The 19,120-nt window shown below is 66.4% G+C and carries 16 protein-coding genes; 7 read left to right on the forward strand and 9 right to left on the reverse strand.

Annotation, left to right across the window (positions count from 1 at the left end):
- Positions 1–7 precede the first annotated feature (7 nt).
- Positions 8–1,471, forward strand: a complete 1,464-nt coding sequence (locus O8I58_RS11295; protein ID WP_298315823.1) for a c-type cytochrome — start codon at positions 8–10, stop codon at positions 1,469–1,471.
- Between the two features lie 107 nt (positions 1,472–1,578).
- Complete coding sequence (locus O8I58_RS11300) at positions 1,579–2,862, forward strand: carbohydrate porin (RefSeq protein ID WP_298315826.1); 1,284 nt, start codon at positions 1,579–1,581, stop codon at positions 2,860–2,862.
- A gap of 57 nt (positions 2,863–2,919) precedes the next feature.
- Here the strand turns inward: O8I58_RS11300 and O8I58_RS11305 are convergent, their stop codons facing one another.
- Positions 2,920–3,657, reverse strand: coding sequence for a hypothetical protein (locus O8I58_RS11305; protein WP_298315829.1), 738 nt, complete (start codon positions 3,655–3,657; stop codon positions 2,920–2,922).
- Positions 3,658–3,668: 11 nt separating this feature from the next.
- On the opposite strand from O8I58_RS11305, the gene O8I58_RS11310 reads away from it, so the two are divergent.
- Positions 3,669–4,868, forward strand: coding sequence for an MFS transporter (locus O8I58_RS11310; RefSeq protein ID WP_298315832.1), 1,200 nt, complete (start codon positions 3,669–3,671; stop codon positions 4,866–4,868).
- A gap of 75 nt (positions 4,869–4,943) precedes the next feature.
- On the opposite strand, the gene O8I58_RS11315 is transcribed toward O8I58_RS11310, so the two are convergent.
- On the reverse strand, positions 4,944–5,372 hold the full coding sequence (locus tag O8I58_RS11315) for a hypothetical protein (protein ID WP_298315835.1): 429 nt from the start codon (positions 5,370–5,372) through the stop codon (positions 4,944–4,946).
- A 202-nt stretch (positions 5,373–5,574) separates the two neighbouring features.
- On the opposite strand from O8I58_RS11315, the gene O8I58_RS11320 reads away from it, so the two are divergent.
- The 4 genes from O8I58_RS11320 to O8I58_RS11335 all read left to right on the forward strand — a co-directional run bounded on the left by O8I58_RS11320 (position 5,575) and on the right by O8I58_RS11335 (position 10,717).
- Positions 5,575–5,808: a hypothetical protein gene (locus O8I58_RS11320; protein ID WP_298315838.1), complete on the forward strand. Its 234-nt coding sequence runs from the start codon at positions 5,575–5,577 to the stop codon at positions 5,806–5,808.
- A 163-nt stretch (positions 5,809–5,971) separates the two neighbouring features.
- Complete coding sequence (locus tag O8I58_RS11325; protein WP_298315841.1) at positions 5,972–6,682, forward strand: outer membrane protein; 711 nt, start codon at positions 5,972–5,974, stop codon at positions 6,680–6,682.
- Positions 6,683–6,869: 187 nt separating this feature from the next.
- Positions 6,870–9,458, forward strand: coding sequence for a DEAD/DEAH box helicase (locus O8I58_RS11330; protein ID WP_298315843.1), 2,589 nt, complete (start codon positions 6,870–6,872; stop codon positions 9,456–9,458).
- Entirely contained in the window at positions 9,455–10,717 is a 1,263-nt protein-coding gene (locus tag O8I58_RS11335) for a ribonuclease H-like domain-containing protein (RefSeq protein WP_298315845.1), read from the forward strand. Before O8I58_RS11330 ends, O8I58_RS11335 begins: the two co-directional genes overlap by 4 nt.
- 217 nt (positions 10,718–10,934) lie before the next feature.
- On the opposite strand, the gene O8I58_RS11340 is transcribed toward O8I58_RS11335, so the two are convergent.
- The 7 genes from O8I58_RS11340 to O8I58_RS11370 all read right to left on the reverse strand — a co-directional run bounded on the left by O8I58_RS11340 (position 10,935) and on the right by O8I58_RS11370 (position 19,034).
- On the reverse strand, positions 10,935–12,713 hold the full coding sequence (locus tag O8I58_RS11340) for a M56 family metallopeptidase (protein ID WP_298315848.1): 1,779 nt from the start codon (positions 12,711–12,713) through the stop codon (positions 10,935–10,937).
- A gap of 1 nt (position 12,714) precedes the next feature.
- Positions 12,715–13,101, reverse strand: coding sequence for a BlaI/MecI/CopY family transcriptional regulator (locus tag O8I58_RS11345; protein ID WP_298315851.1), 387 nt, complete (start codon positions 13,099–13,101; stop codon positions 12,715–12,717).
- Positions 13,102–13,493: 392 nt separating this feature from the next.
- Positions 13,494–13,886: a hypothetical protein gene (locus tag O8I58_RS11350; protein ID WP_298315854.1), complete on the reverse strand. Its 393-nt coding sequence runs from the start codon at positions 13,884–13,886 to the stop codon at positions 13,494–13,496.
- Between the two features lie 55 nt (positions 13,887–13,941).
- A complete protein-coding gene (locus O8I58_RS11355; protein WP_298315857.1) occupies positions 13,942–15,372 on the reverse strand; it encodes an efflux transporter outer membrane subunit in 1,431 nt (476 codons plus the stop codon).
- Positions 15,372–16,421 (reverse strand): HlyD family secretion protein, encoded by a 1,050-nt coding sequence (locus O8I58_RS11360; RefSeq protein WP_298315860.1) that lies wholly within the window; start codon positions 16,419–16,421, stop codon positions 15,372–15,374. The genes O8I58_RS11355 and O8I58_RS11360 overlap by 1 nt, the downstream gene beginning before the upstream one ends.
- A 23-nt stretch (positions 16,422–16,444) precedes the next feature.
- Complete coding sequence (locus O8I58_RS11365) at positions 16,445–17,965, reverse strand: MFS transporter (RefSeq protein WP_298315863.1); 1,521 nt, start codon at positions 17,963–17,965, stop codon at positions 16,445–16,447.
- A gap of 145 nt (positions 17,966–18,110) precedes the next feature.
- A complete protein-coding gene (locus tag O8I58_RS11370; RefSeq protein ID WP_298315866.1) occupies positions 18,111–19,034 on the reverse strand; it encodes a LysR family transcriptional regulator in 924 nt (307 codons plus the stop codon).
- Positions 19,035–19,120 lie beyond the last annotated feature (86 nt).

Genomic DNA, 19,120 nt, shown 5'->3' on the forward strand with positions numbered 1-19,120 from the left:
CACCGACATGAAAAGCACGACTGCATTGAAACTGCTGGTCGGCGCCGTGTTCGGTGCCGCCGCCTTCGCCGCCACCGCGGCCGATGACAGCCACGAAGCAACCGCCATGCAGGGCGAGTACGTCGCCCGCGCGGCCGACTGCGCGGCTTGCCACACGGCCAGCGATGGCGGCAAGGCCTATGCCGGCGGCTACGCGATCCAATCGCCGCTGGGCACGATCTACGCCACCAACATCACCCCGTCCAAGACCGCCGGCATCGGCAACTGGAGCGAGGCGCAATTCGCCCGCGCCGTGCGCCAGGGCGTGGCCGCCGATGGACACCACCTGTATCCGGCCATGCCGTATGCCGACTACAGCGGCATCAGCGATGCAGACATCCATGCGCTGTACGTGTACCTGACCACCCAGGTCGCCGCAGTCGATACGCCGCCCACGCAGGTGACCAAGCTCGGTTTCCCGTATGGCATCCGCGGGCTGATGGGGTTCTGGAACCAGTTGTTCGTGGACAAGCCCGACACGTCCGCGCCGGCGCCGCAGGACCCGCTTGCGCGTGGCCGCTACCTGGTCGATACGCTGGGCCATTGCGGCAGCTGCCACACCCCGCGCAACCTGTTCATGGCCAGCGACAAGGACCAGTACCTGGCCGGTGGCGACGTGGCTGGCTGGCATGCACCCAACATCACTTCCGATCCGGTCTCCGGCATCGGTGACTGGTCCGAAGACGAACTCGCCCAGTTCCTCAAGACCGGGCACGTCGCAGGCAAGGCCCAGGCTGCTGGTGGCATGGCCGAAGCGGTCGAGCACAGCCTGCGCCACCTGTCCGACAGCGACCTGCACGCCATGGCCGCCTACCTCAAGCAGGTGCCCGCCAAGGCCGCCCCGGGCCAGGACAAGCCGGCCTCGAGCTATGGCCAGGCGCCGGCGCAGGCCTATGGCTTCGATGACCCGGACAGCACCCAGACGCTGCGCGACGCGGCGGCAAGCACGCCAACCGGCGATGCCCTGCTGGCCAGCCGCACCTATACCGATGCGCCCAAGGTCGAAGACGGCGCGCGCCTGTATGCCGATGCCTGCGCCAGCTGCCACCAGCCCAACGGCGGCGGCACCGGTGACCATTACTACCCGTCGCTGTCGCACAACAGTGCGGTCGGCGCGGCCAGGCCCAACAACCTGGTGATGGCGATCCTGCATGGCGTCGATCGCACCGGCGCCGATGGCCCGACCTACATGCCGGCCTTCGCCCGTGACATGACCGATGCCCAGGTCGCCGCGGTGGCCAGCTACGTCAGCCAGCGTTTCGGCAACCCGGCCACCAAAGTCGACGCCAAACAGGTCGCCGAACTGCGCGCCGGTGGTCCGGCACCGGCACTGAAGGCGCTGACGCCGTGGCTGCTCGGCCTGGGCGTCCTGGTGATCGTGGTGTTGCTGCTGCTGGTTTCCCGCCTGTTCCGTCGCCGCAAGGCGGCTTGAGCCGAACCCTCGCCGGTGCCCATGGCACCGGCAGTTTTCCGATGGCTGGGCGCATGCGCGTCCAGCCTTCTCCTGTTCTTGATTGACGTCTTTCGAAGGCCTTTCCCATGAAGTCGAAACACTTGCTGCCTGCCCTGATCCTGCTGCCACTGGCCGCCCCCGCGCTGGCGCAGGACAGCAATCCCTATCTGTTCGGCGGCTGGAATGGCGAGCGCCAGGCGCTTGCCGACAAGGGCGTCGAGTTCAATTTCGGCTACACCTCCGAGGATTACCGCAACGTCGGCAGCGGCGGCCGCTCGGTCGGCGCCCATGCCGGGCAGCTCACGCTGTCCAGCAAGTTCGACCTGGAAAAACTCTGGGGCCTGCCTGGTGCGGAAGTGCACCTGGACGTGAGCTACCGCGATGGCGACGACCTCCGCAGCCGCGGCGTGGACACGTTGATGCAGCCGCAGGAGGTCTACGGCCGCGACCAGACCTGGCGCCTGACCGGTTTGTGGTGGGGCCAGCACCTGTTCGATGACCACCTGTTCCTGAAGCTGGGCCGGCTCACCGTGGGCGGCGAGTTCGGCGATGTCGAATGCACCTTCGTCAACCAGGGCCTGTGCGGGACCGAGGCCGGCAACATCAACGGCGACTACTGGTACAACTGGCCGATCAGCCAGTGGGCCGCGGTGGGCCAGGTGCAGTTCGATGCCACCCATTACCTCAAGCTGGGCGTCTACCAGGTCAACCCGGCGCTGCTCGAACGCGGCCACAAGTTCACCCTCAATCCTTCCGGCACCACCGGTAGCCTGTTCCCGGTGGAACTCGGCTGGACGCCAAAGTTCGCAGGCGATCTGCCCGGCGCTTACAAGGTCGGCGCGTGGTACAGCAACATCGACAAGGCCGATGTCTTTACCGACGTCAACGGCGATCCGTCCGCGTTGAGCGGGCTGAATGCCCGCATGCGCGATGGCGTGTACGGCGGCTACTTCACCTTCGAGCAGCAACTCACCCGCGGGCACCAGAACAGCGCCCGCAGCGGGCTGCGCACCTTCGTCAACGCCACGGTCTCCGACCGGCGCACCAGCACCATCGACCGGACCCTGGCAGTCGGCGCCATCTATGCGGGGTTGTTTGCGTCCCGGCCGACCGACGAGATCGGCGTGGGCGCGTCCGCGCTGCATGTCAACGAACGCGAGAAGTCCTACCAGGCGCTGCTGTACCAGCAGGGCCTGAGCACCCTGCCTGCGGATGGCTCCGAGTACACCGCCGAGCTGTTCTACGGTTGGCAGGCCACCGGCTGGCTGCGCTTCCAGCCCGAAGTCCAGTGGATCTTCCACGCCGGCAACGGCGCGGCGAACCTGGACAACTACACCATCGTCGGCGTCAAGACGAGCATCAACTTCTGAGTGAAACCCGTGCCCGCCTGCAGTCGCAGCGGGCACTTTCGCACAGCGTGGGCAGCCTTATTCATTCGGTGCGGCAGCGTCCTGCGATTGGCGGATGCGAGCGGCGCGCTCCATCTGTTCCAGGTCCAGCGGCGGCGGGCGGGCGATGGCGGGCTGGACCTCGCCCTTGATGCCGGGGATCTTCTGCAGGCCTTTGGCGACGACCCCGGCGCCCTTTTCAAGCAGCAGTCCCAGGCCGTAGTAGAGATAGCCGCCGCTCTCGGAAATCTCCTTCGGTGACGGCGGCGGATGGTAGCTGTTGCTGAAACGATTGGACTCGACCTTGATCGGGTTATCGAATGCGTAGAGGTCCAACGCCTCTTCGTCCGGCGGCAGCGCGCGGACTTCTTCCAGCGTGGTGACCAGCGGGGCCTGTGGTGGTGTGGCACCCATCGGCGGTGTGGCGTCCTGCGCGACGGCCTGCCCCGCCAGCGTGATGCATGCGCCCACGCTGCCGCACACCCAGCACCTGATCCTGATCATCCGCGTCGTCCCCTCGTCGTTGCGGTGTAGCCAGCGCACGGGCGTGGCCATGTTGCTCCCGGCGCGTGCTGCACGACTGTAGGTGACGGTGCGGCGCGCGTGGTTTGTTTTCCGTTGCGCTGCAGCCTGCGCGATGGCGCCTGCGAAAGCACGGATGCGAGACGCGTGGTGTCGCCCGTGCCAGCCGCGCGCGATGCACCGATGCAGCGGGTGTGTTCCGTTGCCGGTCTCGGCCGGCACGCCCGACTTGCCTATGATGGCCGGCCACTTCACGGAGCGCCCACGTGTCCCCACACACGTCTTCCTCCGATGCACGCGCTGCGCGCTGGGCGTTGTTTGCCCTGGCCATCGGCGCCTTTGGCATCGGCACCACCGAATTCTCCCCAATGGGCCTGCTGCCCGAGATCGCCCAGGGCGTGGGTGTGTCCATCCCGACCGCAGGGCTGCTGATCAGCGCCTACGCCATCGGCGTGACGGTGGGCGCGCCGATCATGACCCTGCTGCTCAGCCGTTATGGCAAGCGCCCGGCGTTGATGCTGCTGATGGGCATCTTCACCGCGGGCAATCTGTTCAGCGCGTTTGCATCGGGCTACCTGCCGCTGCTGTTGTCGCGGCTGTTGACCAGCCTCAACCACGGCGCGTTCTTCGGCCTTGGCGCGGTGGTGGCCGCCAGCGTGGTGCCAGCCAACCGCCGTGCCAGCGCGGTGGCCACCATGTTCATGGGCCTGACCATCGCCAACATCGGCGGCGTTCCCGCATCGACGTGGATCGGCCAACACCTGGGCTGGCGCTGGGCCTTCGTCATTGCCGCAGCGCTGGGCGTGATCACCATGCTTGCGCTGCGTCTGGCCTTGCCGGTGGGTCAGCCCGGCCGCAAGCCCGATATCGCGGCCGAGTTGAAGGTGCTCACCCGGCCGCAGGTCCTGACGGCGCTGGCCACCACCGTGGTGGGCGCCGGCGCCATGTTCACCGTGTACACCTACATCAGCCCGTTGCTGACCACCTTGACCCACGCCAGCGGCAATTTCGTGACCCTGATCCTGGTGCTGGTGGGGGTGGGTTTCACGCTGGGCAACTGGCTGGGTGGGCGGCTGGCCGACTGGTCGTTGATCGGTTCCACGCTGGTGTTCTTCCTGTCGCTGGCGGTGCTGATGCTGCTGATGCCCTGGACCATCGGCCACACCTGGAGCGCGGCGCTGATGTTCGTGTTGTGGGGTGCGGCTGCATTCGCGATCGTGCCGCCGGTGCAGACCCAGGTGATGCAGGTCGCCGAACAGGCACCGGGACTGGCGTCGTCGGTCAATATCGGCGCTTTCAACCTGGGCAACGCCCTGGGCGCGGCCCTGGGCGGCGGCGTGTTGCAGCTGGGCCTGGGGTACACGGCCGTGCCCCTCGCCGGTGGCGCACTGGCGGTGCTCGGGCTTGGGCTGGTCGGCCTGAATCATCATCTCGCCAACGCCAGGTCCGCCGCGCCCGCGGTGTAGCGCTTGAGCGCGGGCGCAGTTGCCGTTCCGCGGTCTGCAGACCTGCGCATGATTCGCTGGCGCATGTGGCCGGGCTCAGTGCCCGGCTTCAACGCCCTGCGTGAGCGCTGATTGCTCCGCTGCCCTGCGCATCTGGTCCTCGGTCAGCGGCGGCGGCCTGGCGATGGCGGGTTGTTCGTAAGGCCGCATGCCGGTGAGCTGCTTGAAGCCTTTCCAGGTTTCGTACAGCCCGCGGTTGATGCCGTAGTTGATGTAGCCACCGTGGTGCAGCGCCATCTCCTCCGGGCTGATGCCGGCGTCATAGGCCTTGTCGAAGCGGTTGGAATCGACGGTGATGGGATTTTCGAAACGGTAGAGGTCCAGCACCTCTTCCTCGTCCGGCGGCAGGGCGCGCACTTCTTCCAGGGTCCGTACCACCGGCAACGCGGGCACAGGCTGCGATGGATCGCCTGCCTGCTGTGCACTAGCCGATCCCGCCAACGCGAGCAGCGCACCGGTCCACATGCTGCTTGCCTTCTTCCAGGTCCGTCCCAAGCCGAGTTGCTCCTTGTCGTGCCGCAGTGACTGATCGTGGTCGAGGCTGCATGGCTCCCCGATGGGGAAGCATTGAAGACGCAGGCGGGGACCACACCCACCGAAAGATACGCGATCCCGACGCCCGCCTTCTGCAGCCGCGCATACGCGTCGCCCGGATGCCATGACACCCATGGCGATCGGCGCCACGCGTGCGCGCATCACCAGGATCGAAAAGCACAGTCCCGGTGCCTGCCGCGCGCCGCTTCGAAGTGCGTCGGGCGCAATCGCCGAGCATCGGAACGCGCATGCAGGCCGCTCATCATTCCGCATCGCCTTTCAAGCGCGGCCGCTTGGCATCGGGCAACAAGCACACATCGGGATCACGCAATTTCGCACTGTGCTCATGCGCGTAAACCTGCTTTGAACGGGCCGTTAAACAAGACTTTTTAAAGCGTGAATATTTCGATGCGCTTCAGGTCGAAAGTCCTTTACTGACGCCACGTCGCACATGTGTCCGCACCGACGTCCAATCGCGCACACGCCGCTACGGTTTGGCATGTCCGCCCAAGTATTAAAGGAATCCTGAAGTGAAAAAAATCATTCTTTGCGCAGCCCTCGCAGCGGCTCTTGTTGCACCTTCCGCCTTTGCCCAGAGCAGCAGCGGCGACACGTATCGCCCCGATCTGGATGTCGGCCAGGGCAACTGGTTTGCCTCCGGCACGGTCGGTCGCACCGATGGCGGCACTGCCGGACGTTTCGGCAGCGGCGACTTCAACGCTTTCCATAGCCGCGACGGTCGTCGCACCGGCTACGAGCTCGACGGTGGGTATCGCTGGAAGCTCGGCCCGCAATGGGGCCTGGGCGTGGAAGGCGGCTACGTCGATCTTGGCAACCTGGAGGTCAGCAACGCCCTCAGCGACGATTCGATCAACGAGCGCAAGAGCGAGAACGCGCTGCGCGGCTGGACCCTGGGCGGCAATGCCCGCTTCAACCTGACGCCGGCCTGGTACATCGGTGCGCGTGGTGGCTTCTTCCGCGCTTCGGACAACGACGCCAACTACTACAACTCGGCAGGCCAGGATCTTGGCCTCACCAGCGGTGGCCGCGACGGTCGCAACAGCTGGTATGCCGGTGTCGGCACGGGCTGGAACGCCACCCAGAACTTCAGCGTCGGCCTGCATTACGACTACTTCCGCGCCAAGTCGGGCGAGCTGCGTGACCCAACGACCGGCGACCAGTTCGACGGTCCGAAGCGCTCCACCGCGCTGCTGGGCGTGACGGCTGAGTACGCGTTCTGATCCACGCATCGGCAACGCCATGATGTAGACCGCACGGGCACCTTCGGGTGCCCGTGTCCTTGTCCGCCCCGGCCAATTGCACGGACCGATGGTGCAGGACCTGCCCGCGTAACTGCTTGACCGACAAGGCGTCTCACCCGCTGAGACCAGCATCGGTTTCCCTGTGTGTCTTTGGGGAATGCAGACCATGGCCTACGCGCTGGCCCGCCGCACCGAAGATGCCGAACACGCCCTGGCCACCACCGATGGCCAACCGTCGAAAGATGGCGCGCTGTTGACGCAACGCCTGGAGCGCCGTTACCGCGATCGCATCACCGGCAGCTTCATGTTGCCCGGGCGCGAAGGCCGCTACGCGCCGATCCCCGACGACGTGCCGGCGGCGCTGGCCGATGCCCTGCGTGCGCGCGGGATCGAGCAGCTGTATTCGCACCAGGCCGAGGCCTGGGCCGCAACCCAGCGCGGCGAACACGTCGCCATCGTCACGCCCACCGCCAGCGGAAAATCGCTGTGCTACACGCTGCCGGTGGTGAGCGCGGCGATGGGCGGCCGGGATGGCACGGCGCCCGCTTCGAAGGCGCTATACCTGTTCCCGACCAAGGCGCTGGCGCAGGACCAGGTGGCCGAACTGCTGGAACTCAACCGCGCCGGCGAGCTTGGGGTCAGAGCCTTCACCTTCGACGGCGACACGCCGGGTGACGCGCGCCAGGCAATCCGCCTGCACGGCGACATCGTGGTGAGCAACCCGGACATGCTGCACCAGGCGATCCTGCCGCATCACACCAAGTGGGCGCAGTTCTTCGAGAACCTGCGCTACGTGGTGATCGACGAGATCCACACCTATCGCGGCGTGTTCGGCAGCCACGTCACCAACGTGCTGCGGCGGTTGAAGCGCATCTGCGCGTTCTATGGCGCCAACCCGCAGTTCATCCTGTGCTCGGCCACCATCGGCAATCCGCACGAACACGCGCAGGCATTGATCGAAGACCGCGTGCATGCGATCACCGAATCCGGCGCGCCCAGCGGCGACAAGCACGTGCTGCTGTGGAACCCGCCGGTGGTCAATGCCGATCTCGGCCTGCGCGCGTCGGCGCGTTCGCAGGCCAACCGGATCGCGCGCATCGCCATCAAGAGCGGGCTCAAGACGTTGGTGTTCGCGCAGAGCCGGCTGATGGTGGAAGTGCTGACCAAGTACCTGAAGGACATCTTCGACCACGATCCGCGCAAGCCGCCGCGCATCCGTGCCTATCGCGGCGGCTACCTGCCCACCGAGCGGCGCGAAGCCGAACGCGCGATGCGCGACGGCCGCATCGACGGGATCGTCAGCACCTCGGCGCTGGAACTCGGCGTGGACATCGGCAGCCTGGACGTGGTGATCCTCAACGGCTATCCCGGCAGCGTGGCGGCAACGTGGCAGCGCTTCGGCCGTGCGGGCCGACGCCAGCAGCCGGCGCTGGGCGTGCTGGTGGCCAGTTCGCAACCACTGGACCAGTACGTGGTGCGGCATCCTGACTTCTTCGCCGACTCGCCACCGGAACACGCACGCACCGCGCCGAACCAGCCGCTGATCCTGTTCGACCACATCCGCTGCGCCGCCTTCGAACTGCCATTCCATGCCGGCGAACCGTTCGGCCCGGTCGATCCACTGGTGTACCTGGAAGCGCTGGCCGAAAGCGAAGTCGTGCACCAGGAAGGCGAGCGCTGGGAATGGATCGCCGACAGCTATCCAGCCAATGCGGTGAGCCTGCGTTCGGTCGCCGATGGCAACTTCGTGGTGGTCGACAAGACCGACGGCAAGCAGAACATCATCGCGGAAGTGGATTATTCGGCCGCCGCGTTGACCCTGTACGAAGGCGCGATCCACATGGTGCAGTCCACGCCGTACCAGGTTGAACGGCTCGACTGGGAGGGCCGCAAGGCTTACGTCACCCGCACCCACGTGGGCTACTACACCGACAGCATCGACTACACCAAGTTGAAAGTGCTGGAGCGCTTCGACGGCACGGAAGCCGGACGCGGCGACAGTCATCACGGCGAAGTGCATGTGGTGCGGCGCGTGAGCGGCTACAAGAAGATCCGCTACTACACGCACGAAAACATCGGCTACGGGCCGGTCAACCTGCCCGACCAGGAGCTGCACACGACTTCGGTATGGTGGCAGCTGCCGCAGGCGACGCTGGGCAAGGCCTTCCCGTCGAAGCAGGACGCGCTGGATGGCTTCCTGGGCGCCGCATACGCACTGCACGTGGTGGCGACGGTCGCGGTGATGGCCGACGCGCGCGACCTGCAGAAAGCCGTGGGCAACGGCGACGGCGCGTGGTTCGCGGTGGCCGACCAGACCGGGCGCGGCCAGCTGCGCGGCGTGGAAGCAGGCGACGGCGCGGGCGTGCTGGAGCATGTCACCCTGGAGCAGGCCTTCGTGCCGACGGTCTACCTGTACGACAACTTCCCCGGCGGCGTGGGCTTGAGCGAACCGCTGTGGCTGCGCCAGGCCGAGCTGGTGCAGCGTGCGGGCGAACTGGTGCAACGCTGCGACTGCAAGGCGGGCTGTCCGGCGTGCGTGGGTCCGGTCCTGGCCGCGCATGAGGAAAGCGATGGCGCGTCGCCCAAGACCCTGGCGCTGAAAGTGCTGGCCTTGCTGTCGGAACTTGGCCAGTGCGACGAACGGCAGGCCGACGACGGCGTGGACACGCGGGTGTCGGCGTCGCACGACGAAGCGCTGGACGTGAAGCGACGCGCATTGCTATCCGACCGCGACGCGCTGGATCAGCTGCCATGAGTGTGAGCCTGGAGCGCCTGCGGGCTCTGCGCAGACAGGCTGGCGACACGACGGTACGGGAAGCACCTGCGACTGTGGCGTTGCAGGAGGGTGCCAATCCAATGCAGGCAGGCGATGGACATGCCTCGGGTGATGCCACTGCCGTGACCCGGACGACGTCCGATGCTCCAGCGCGCGCGGAGTTGAATTCGTCATCCCCGCGCAGGCGGGGCCCCCGCGACGTTTCTTCGGAACGGGCGCAAGGCACTGGACGCCCGCCTGCGCCGGCGCGAAGGGATCAGGAAACACTGACTGCTCCAGGTGCGAGCGAGCCTGCATCAGGCCCGCCGCGCCGACTGCCGCCTTCACAAGGAATCAGGCGCACCGGCGAACGCTCGGTCCTCGACTGGATGGCCCCGCCATCGATGCCCGCAGCCAACGACCAGGCGCGCCGCGGCGTGCAACCCACCAGCATCGATGCGCTGCGCCGGCTGATCGCCACGCGTGAGCGCAAGCCGGTGGCCGGTGCCGCAGTGGTCGCGCGCGCGACGCGTGAGCCACTGGATCGCCATCTGCCCGGCACCGAACTCTCGCCGGGCCTGCACCTGATCGAAGCCTTCGTGCCGCAGGCCATTCCGCCAGCGGCGCTATCGCTGTCCTTCGCCAAGCGCGCGGACGACGTCGTCGAGCCACGGCACCTGCTGTTCTTCGACACCGAAACCACGGGGCTGGCCGGCGGCACCGGCACGCGCGCCTTCATGGTCGGTGCGGCGGACTGGCATGACTGCCCGCAACGCGGACCGGGCCTGCGCATCCGCCAGCTGATGATCTCCACCATGGCCGCCGAAGGCGCGATGCTGCGCGCGTTCGCCGACTGGCTGTCGCCGCACACGGTGCTGTGCAGCTACAACGGCCGCAGCTATGACGCGCCGCTGCTGAAAACACGCTATCGACTGGCCCGCCTGCACGAACCGATCACCGCGCTGGATCACGTCGATCTTCTGCATCCCACCCGCCGGCGTTATCGCGGTACGTGGGAGAACTGCAAGCTGGCCACCATCGAACGCCAACTGCTGCGCATCGTGCGCGAGGACGACCTGCCCGGTTCGGAAGCCCCCGCCGCGTGGCTCACCTATCTGCGCGGCGGCAGCGCCCGCAACCTGCGCCGCGTGGCCCACCACAACCACCAGGATGTAGTGACCCTGGCCTTGCTGCTGCAGCGGCTGGTGCAGGCCGAGCAGGACGACCGCGAGGTGCTGGCGTTCGAGGAAGCGCCTTAGGGAAGGTCTGAACAACCCTGCTTTTGCTCGTCATTCCCGCGAAGGCGGGAACCTAGTGACTTTGCTTTCAATGACTTGAAGCCACGGGATCCCCGCCTTCGCGGGGATGACGGCAATTGTTCAGACCTTCCTTAGCGCACGCGTCTGGATGGAGTCGGCGACCCTTGCGCGCGCGGAGCGGCGCAGGGACTTCACTCGCGCTCCAGCGCGACGCGCATCACCCGTCGATGCGCTGGGCCAGGCCATCCTTGATGGCGCGGTCGATGATGGCTTGCGCTTCCTTGGCGGCGCGCTGGGCGATGTCGGCCTGCTTGGCGCCCAGGTCGGCCTGCTTCGCGCCGAGTTGCGCCTGCTGTTCGGCCAGCGCGGCGATCTTCTGCTCCATGCCCTGCTGGCGCGCGTCGTGCATGGCCGCGTCCACCTGGCGCCGGATGGCATCGGCATCGATCTGCGCAGCCTGCGCGTCGGCCGCAGCGGCGGCGGCATCGCGCAGGGCGTCCTGCTGGGATTGCGAGCGCAGCGCGTGTTCGTGCGCCTTCATCGCCGCCGCACGCGCCTTGTCGGCACCAGCCAGCGCGACCTGAGCCTGCTGCATGGCGCGGTCGGAAACCTGCGTGCTCAGCTGCGCCATCTGCCGGCCCAGTTCGCCCTGTTGCCGACCCAGCGCACCCTGCTGCTGGCCCAGTGCCCTGCTCGGTGCGTGCAGCGCATTCAAGCGCTGCACGGTCGCCGGATCGCGGATCACGTAAGTCTGCTGGTCACGCTGGAAGACGACGCTGTGCTGGTCATGGATGCTCAGCCCGGTGATGGACCTCGGCGGGACCGGGGGCGCGGGGGGCGCCACGGGCGGTGCCGGTGGAGGCGGCGGCACCGCGGCCGGCGGCGGCGGGACGCGTCTGCTGGTCACCGGCATCGCCGCCGGGGCTGCGGCCGCAGCGGGCGCAGGCGCGGCCGCGGGCATCGCATCGGCCGCGTCTTTGGCGCCAGTCACGACCACCGGCTTGGCCGCGGGCGCGGTCTGCGCCACCAGCCGCAGCGGCGTGACGCCGACCACGCCGACGAACGCCAGGATCAGGGCCGCGCCCAGGCGCGGGAATGCATCAGTGTGCTGCAGCATGAGCAGTCTCCGTTTGAGGCTCAGGTAGGACGGCGAAGCGCTGGCCAGACCGGCACCGGGACGCGGCGCCACGCCCAGCCGCATCAGCAGCCGGCCGTAGTCGCTGCGGCAATGCCGGTTGCCCGCGACCACCGCGGCATCGACTGCCGCTTCGCGCGCGACGCCGTATTCGCGCAGGGCCAGGTGGATCAGCGGGTGGAAGAAGAACAGGTGCTGGGCCAATGCGGGCAGCAGGCCCCAGGCCAGGTCGCAGCGGCGCAGATGGACCAGTTCATGGGTCAGTGCCATGTCCAGGTCGTCGTCGTTGATCGACGACAGGCCATGCGCCGGCAGCAGCAACGACGGTGCGAACACGCCCACCAACTGCGGCGAGGTGATCCGCGTGGACACCAGCAGCGGTGGCGTGCGGCGCAGGCCGTGGGCTTCGGTCGCCAGGCGCAGCGCGCCGACCAGCACCGCGTCGGTGCACAGCCGCGCGTCGCGCACCAGGCGGCGACTGGCGTTCCAGGCGAACGTGGTCCGGGCCAGCATCACCAGGACGCCGGCTGCCCACAGCGCCAGCACGACCAGCTGCCAGCTGATCACCGGTTGCGCGGCCGCTTCCGGCAAGCCGGCGATGGCTTGCGTCGTCGCATTGGCGCTGGCGACGAAGACCGGCGCGACCTCGACAGGCGCGGCCGGCAGCAGTGCAAGTTCCAGCGGCCTGGCGACCAGGCCCAGGACCGCCTGCAGCGACACCGACCACCACAACCAGCACTGCGTGGACGCCGGCAGGCGCGGCAGCGCACGGCACAACGCCCACACCAGCGCGGCCAGCAACACGGTCTGCACGCTGGTGGCCGCCAGGCGCTGCAGCAGTTCAGAGGCGATCATGTCCATGTCAGGACTCCTTGCGCTGCGATTGCAGCTTGGCGACGAGGGCTTCGAGTTCGGCCAGTTCGGTCTCGCTGACCTCGGCCCGCTGCGACATCCAGGCCACGAATGGCGACACCGAGCCCTGCAGGGTTTTTTCGACGAAGCTGCCGACCGCGCCCTGGACCACGTCATCCTGCTCGGCGGTGGTGGCGTAGCGGTACACGCCCTCGGCCTGGTGACGGGTCAGGTAGGCCTTGGTGCGCAGCCGTTCCATCATGGTCAGCACGGTCGAACGGGCCAGCCCGCGCGCCTCGCCAAAGCTGGCGGCGACCTCGCCGACCGTGGCCTCGCCCTGCTCGCCGATGTACTGGAGCAGGGCCAGCTCCTGATCCCCGATGCTCTTGCGGCGCATGGCCGTTCTCCGTTGCCTACACTTGTAGTCAACCTAGTCTTGACGACAGCTGTAGTCAACCCTGCCGAAGGTCATTCCCGACGAACGGACGGGGACGCTCTGTCGATCCTCGACGCTGAAGGCAATACGGCCTTTGCTGAGCTCCCGTCCGAACACAAGCAAGCCTTGCTCGGCATTGCCGAGACGATGACTTGGGTTGCCCACACCGGGCAAAGCTCGATAGGTTTCGATGACCGGCGGGACGAGCTGCCATGGCTGGTCGCTCTTGGAAATGCCGGCCACCCGCCAGCGGATGCCCTAGCGGATACAACGCGTCGTTGGAGGCATGCAATGGCATTACGCCGCGGCGCGTGACCAAGCCACGCCAAGCGCAGGCCTGGCAGCTCCTGCGCCTAACGTCGCGAATCAAGAAGTGCCTGACCGACCGAAATCGCGTGCTCACGCGTTACCACCATCTTCATGGGGTAGCCCCAGAATTTTTCATACATCACAGCAAACCCGGCGCTTGCGGTCCTTAGTCGCTCGCTGGGTTCAATGAATACGGCACCTTTGACGTAAGAACGCAGCGCGGTCTTGTTCCGCTTCATCCAGAGCGAGATCTGCTTGCGCTGGTCTTGCGTCTGCGCTTCGCCTGGAGTTGCAAGCCCTTCGTCGTTTAACAGGACGAAAGGGCGCTGCAGGGCCAGCAACGCTTCGAACTGCGTGAACATCACCGGGCCTTGTCCATCGCCTATCGATTTGTAGCGCGTCCAGACGAGCGGAAAATCAGTTGTATTCATCTGCATGATCAATCTTCATTTTCGAGTTGGAATATGGCGCCGCGGCGGACCTGGGTGTCTTCTATCCCCAGCCTTGTCCAAGGGCACGGTAGAGCGAGACCATTGCGACCGAGACCGCCGTGGTGCTGTCCGCTAGCGCCGCCTCGTTGTTGAGCATGGATTGCTGCATGGTGAGCACGTTGAGCATGTCGACCGTTCCGGCCTTGTACTGTTTCTGCGCGCTGTCCAACGCAATGCGGCTTTGGTTCACGGCTTCTCGCAGGTACTGCTGGCGTCGCTGCTGGGTTCGATATGCGGAGACGGCATCGTCTACCTCAGACCAGGCAAGCAAGACGGTCTTTTGGTACTGCAGCGCTGCTTCTTCCTGGCGCAGCGTGCTCAGTCGAAGGTTGGCGCGTAGCCGCCCACCATCAAATAGCGGCAGGCTCAGCACAGGGCCAATGCCAAACCTGCGGGCACCCCAATCCCCCATGCTCGATAGCTGTTGCGCCTGATAGCCGGCGTCACCGGAAAGACTGATCCGCGGGTAAAAGCTCGCCTTGGCGAGGCCGATATTTGCGGTTGCCGCATGCAGCGCGGCCTCGGCCCGCACGATATCCGGCCTGCGCTGCGCAAGTTCGCTCGGCAGGCCGACGGGCACGTTGATCGGTCCAGCGGGTACCGGCCTGGCTTGTCGAAGCTCAGTTGCCAATGCTCGCGGCGATTGGGCCAGCATGACGCTCAGCGCATTGATGAGCGAAGCCTGCTGCTGCTCAAGCGCGGGAATGCGCGCCTGGATCGCTGCCACCTGGGCTGCAGCACTGGCCACTTCCAACTGTGTCGCAACGCCCTCACCCAGGCGCACGTGGGTGAGATCCAGCCCCGCTTGCGCACTGACAAGATTGTCCTGCGTGATGGCTGTCAGCGCCTGTACACCGCGCAGCTGCAAGTAGTCTTGTGCTGTCTCGGCCATCACCGCCAGCGCCGCGCCCTGGCGATCGGCACGGGCCATCGCAATCTGCGCGTCGGCGGCTTCTACCTGGCGTCGCACACGCCCCCACAGGTCCAGCTCCCAGGACAGGGACAGCCCACCTTGGTAGAGCCCGTAATCATCGAGTCCCGCATGACCTGATGGATCTGACAAGCCGACCTGGCTGTTGCGCGCGCGCATGGCTGAGGCACCGGCGGACACCGCGGGACTGCGATCGGCTGCCGTCGAGCCGCGCACGGCTCTGCTCTGCGTCAAGCGCACATCCGCTATCTGCAGGTCCAGGTTGCTTTCGACGGCGCGCTGTACCAGTGAAACCAGCAGCGGATCACCAAACCTCTGCCACCAGGCTGGAGCAGCCTGGATAGGCGCCTGCTCAAGCTGTCCAGGTACATCGTCGGCCCGTTCAAACGACCACGCGGCCGGCAATGCCGGAGTTGGCGCGCGAAAATCCGGACCGGACACGCATCCAGCAAGGCTGGCTGGCAGCAGGGCGATGCCTGCAACCAGCAGTGCCTTGCGCATCACGCCCCCGCTCCTACAGCCGAATCATGTCCGCTATCCAGATCGATGTCCGCTTCCACCGACATGCCAACACGCAGCTGTCGGCGCAGCGCTTGGTCGTGATCCAGCAGCACCTTCACCGGGATGCGCTGCACGACCTTGGTGAAGTTGCCAGTGGCATTCTCAGGCGCCACCGCGGCGAAGGTCACGCCCGTTGCCGGGGCAATGCTGTCGACATGGCCATGCAGGACCTGGCCTGGAAACACGTCCACGCGTATCTGCACCCGCTGCCCCGGACGAACGTGGGTCATCTGGGTTTCCTGATAGTTCGCAATGACGAACGCATGCTGTAGCGGTACGACGGCCACAAGCGGCGTACCCGGAGTCACGTACGCGCCGACGCGCAAACCACGCCGCCCGACCATGCCATCGACCGGCGCACGTAGTTCGGTATGACTGAGATCGAGCTCGGCACGGGCCAGGGCCGCCTGGCCGCGCTGCACGCTGGCCTGGGCGGCATGCACGCCCGCTTCAAGCAAAGGTGCCTGTTGGATCGCCGCCTCCAGCGCTGCCTGGCGCTCAAGATGGTGAGCTTGTGCCGATTCGAGGCGTGCACTGGCCTGCTGTGCGTTCTGCACGGTGCCTGCGCCCTGGTCGGAGAGGTTCTGGTAGCGCCGTCGCTCGGCACCTGCCAGGCGCAGGTCGGCGGCATCACTCTGGACCACTGCACGTGCCTGGCGTACCAGCGCTCCCTGGCGTTCCAGCGCGGCCTGCGCGCTGGCCAACTGGGCCTGTGCACTCGCCAGATCGGCCCGTGCCGTTTCCCGTGCCACGTCGTAGTCACGCGCATCAATGCGCGCCAGCAGTTGGCCGCGTTTGACGGACTGGTTGTCTTCGACCAGGACGGCCTCGACAAAGCCGCCGACCTTCGGCGCGACCAGGACCGAATCTGCGCTCACATAGGCATCATCGGTGGACTGGCTGCTGCCATCACGCGTAACCGCCCAGCCAGAAAGGGCCAGCACGCACACGCCAAGGGCAATGAACAAGAGCGAAGTATTCCGTTGCATGAGGTAGCTCCTCGAAATCAGAATCAGGAAGGCGCGCGCGGGGGATAGATCCGCGTGGCCACAAGGGGAATCAGGACGATGAGGCCGGCCGCGATCGCGGCCACCAGCAGGTAGAGGTCGGACGAAGTCAGTGCCGTCACCTGCGCATGAAGGCGCGTGCCGAGACCCAACTGCCCGTCAGGTTCCAGGATCGGCATCTGGCCCAGGCGATCCACCAGAACACTGGAGTGGTAATGACTGCGCGCTGTCGTGAACGCGTCCAGCAAGCCGCTGGCCAGCACTGCCGCAAACCCTTTGACGGTGTTGAACCAGGACGATGCAAACGGGCCATCCTGCGGCGCCAATCCGGTGGTCGCCAGCATCAACAGCGGGATCACCGCCATCGGCTGGGCGAAGATCTGGACGGCCTGCAGGGCGTAGAAGTTCTCCCGCGTCCAGGCAGAGGTCACGTGCGATCCCATCCAGCATGCCAGCGACAGCATGGCCAAGCCGCACGCCAGCACCCAGCGGCAATCCACCTTGCGCAGGTTGCACAGCGCCGCAGTCAGCGGCAGGGCAATCAACTGCGGCAGCGCGACCCACAACAACACCGGTGCGGTCTGTCGCGGGCGGTACCCCTGGACTTTCGCGAGAAATGCCGTGGGGATCAGGATCACCGCCAGCAACACGAACAGGACGCCCCCCAGTGTGATCAGTGCGTGGGTGAGATTGCGGTTGCGCAGCAGTTGCAACTTGAAGAACGGCAGTGGATGGGACCACTCGTTGAACAGGAACAGGCCCAACAGGCCACTACCGCCGCCGATAAGCCACACGATGGCGTCGGAGGAAAACCAGTCAAGGCGCGGACCTTGGGCCAAGCCCAGCACCACCATGCATAAACCTGGCAGGCCCAACGCCAGGCCCACGCCATCGAACTGCGCGAAGCGCTCCAATCCAAGCGGATCCCGCGGAAGCCCCCAGGCCACCGCAGCCATTGCCACCATCGACCACGGCACGACCTGCCAGAACGCCCAGCGCCAACCCAGCCACTCCACGCTCAAGGCGGCCAAGGGCACGCCAAGACTGGGGCCGAACGTCGCGGTCAATGCATAACCAGCTAGTCCGTAGAGCTTGATGCCAGGTGGCAGGAAGCGCAGCGCGACAGACATCAGCATCGGCGGCAGCGCGCCGCCGGCAAGGCCCTGCATGGCGCGTAGCACCAGCAGCGTGGGCAGGTTCGGCGCGAATGGGCAGAGCACGCCCAGGACCGCAAACAGGGCGATGGCGACCATCGTGAATCGCCGGAGCGAAAAGGTGGCCGCGCACCACGGTGCGAAGGCCATGGCACTGACCGACATGGCCGTGTACAGGCTCACAACCCAGGTACCCTGATCGACGCTGAGCCCCATGGCACCGCGGATGTCTGCCAGGGCCATCTTGGTGACGTTCTCGTTGATGCCCGAGATGAGCACCGCCAGGAGCACGCCCAGCAGGCCGGTGGCGATTTTCCCGCCCAATGCCGAACTCGGCGCGCTGCTGGTCACCGCTGCCGCGGCCGCGCTCACGCCGCTAGCTGCCAGGCAACTGCGATCACCGTAAACCCCATCATCGTGCTGGCCCGTCCACTTGAGGACGCGCAGTCTAGAAAGGGCTTACCTGTCGGGAAATGCAGTGATCGCTAATCCTGCCGTGCGCCGGACGCACGCATGGCTAGCGTGAACCGGTCACCGCTGACTGCTCGTCGCAAATTTGCTTGATGGTGCGCCTGAGCCATTGATGGGCCGCGTCCTGGTCCAGGCGGGGGTGCCATGCCTGGGTCAACACCACGGTTTGCAAGGGAATGGGAAGCTCGAAGGTCCGCAGTGGCAAGCCAAGGCGCTGCACGGCCGCCAGCATGGCGCGCGGCATCTGCGGCAGGATCAGGTCGCCATCGACCGCCGCAAAGATCGCGGCATGAAAGGTCGGGACGATCAATGACACGCGCCGCCTGAGCCCCAGGCCGTCCAGCACATCGTCGATGGGGCCGTACATGCGTCCTCGCCGCGAGACCGCAATGTGATCGAAAGAAGCAAAGCTCCTGGCGTCGATCTGGCTGGAAAAGATGGGATGGGTCGCGTGTGCGAGTCCGACGAAGGACGTGCTGAAAAGCGTCTGCATCTTGATATCAGCGGCGAACTGACGCGTGGCGCTGATATAGAGGTCGATCCTTCCCTGCTCCATGGCGTCATCGTCCACGTCGCTTTCCGGGACGAATCGCAGGATCGCGCGTGGCGCCTGCTTGCGAAAAGCCTCGCGAAGCTGCGTTCTGTAGGCCGCGATGAAAACGTCATTGGCGCGGATGCTGAAGGTCCGTTCCAACGTGGCGAGATCGACCTCCCGCCCGGCATGGAACACCGAGTGCGCCTGCTCCAGCACGCCCCGGACCTGTTCGCGCAACTGCAGGGCCCTCGGGGTCGGAATCAATCCACGCCCAGAGCGCACCAGAATCGGATCACCCACCGCTTCGCGAATACGGGCCAGGGTCCGACTCATGGCCGGGGCGCTCAGATCCATGCGGCGCGCGGCGCCAACCACACTTCCCTCCTCGATCAACACATCCAGGGCAACGAGCAGGTTCAGGTCGGGCATTTGCATGCGCTCAGCATAATTGCTCGGCAATTGGGTGGCGAATATCGAGCGCGCGGCGCGCTTCTTCCATGCCCCGGGTGGGACATCAGGCG

This window comes from Pseudoxanthomonas sp., assembly GCF_027498035.1.
In the GTDB taxonomy this organism is placed as follows: domain Bacteria; phylum Pseudomonadota; class Gammaproteobacteria; order Xanthomonadales; family Xanthomonadaceae; genus Pseudoxanthomonas_A.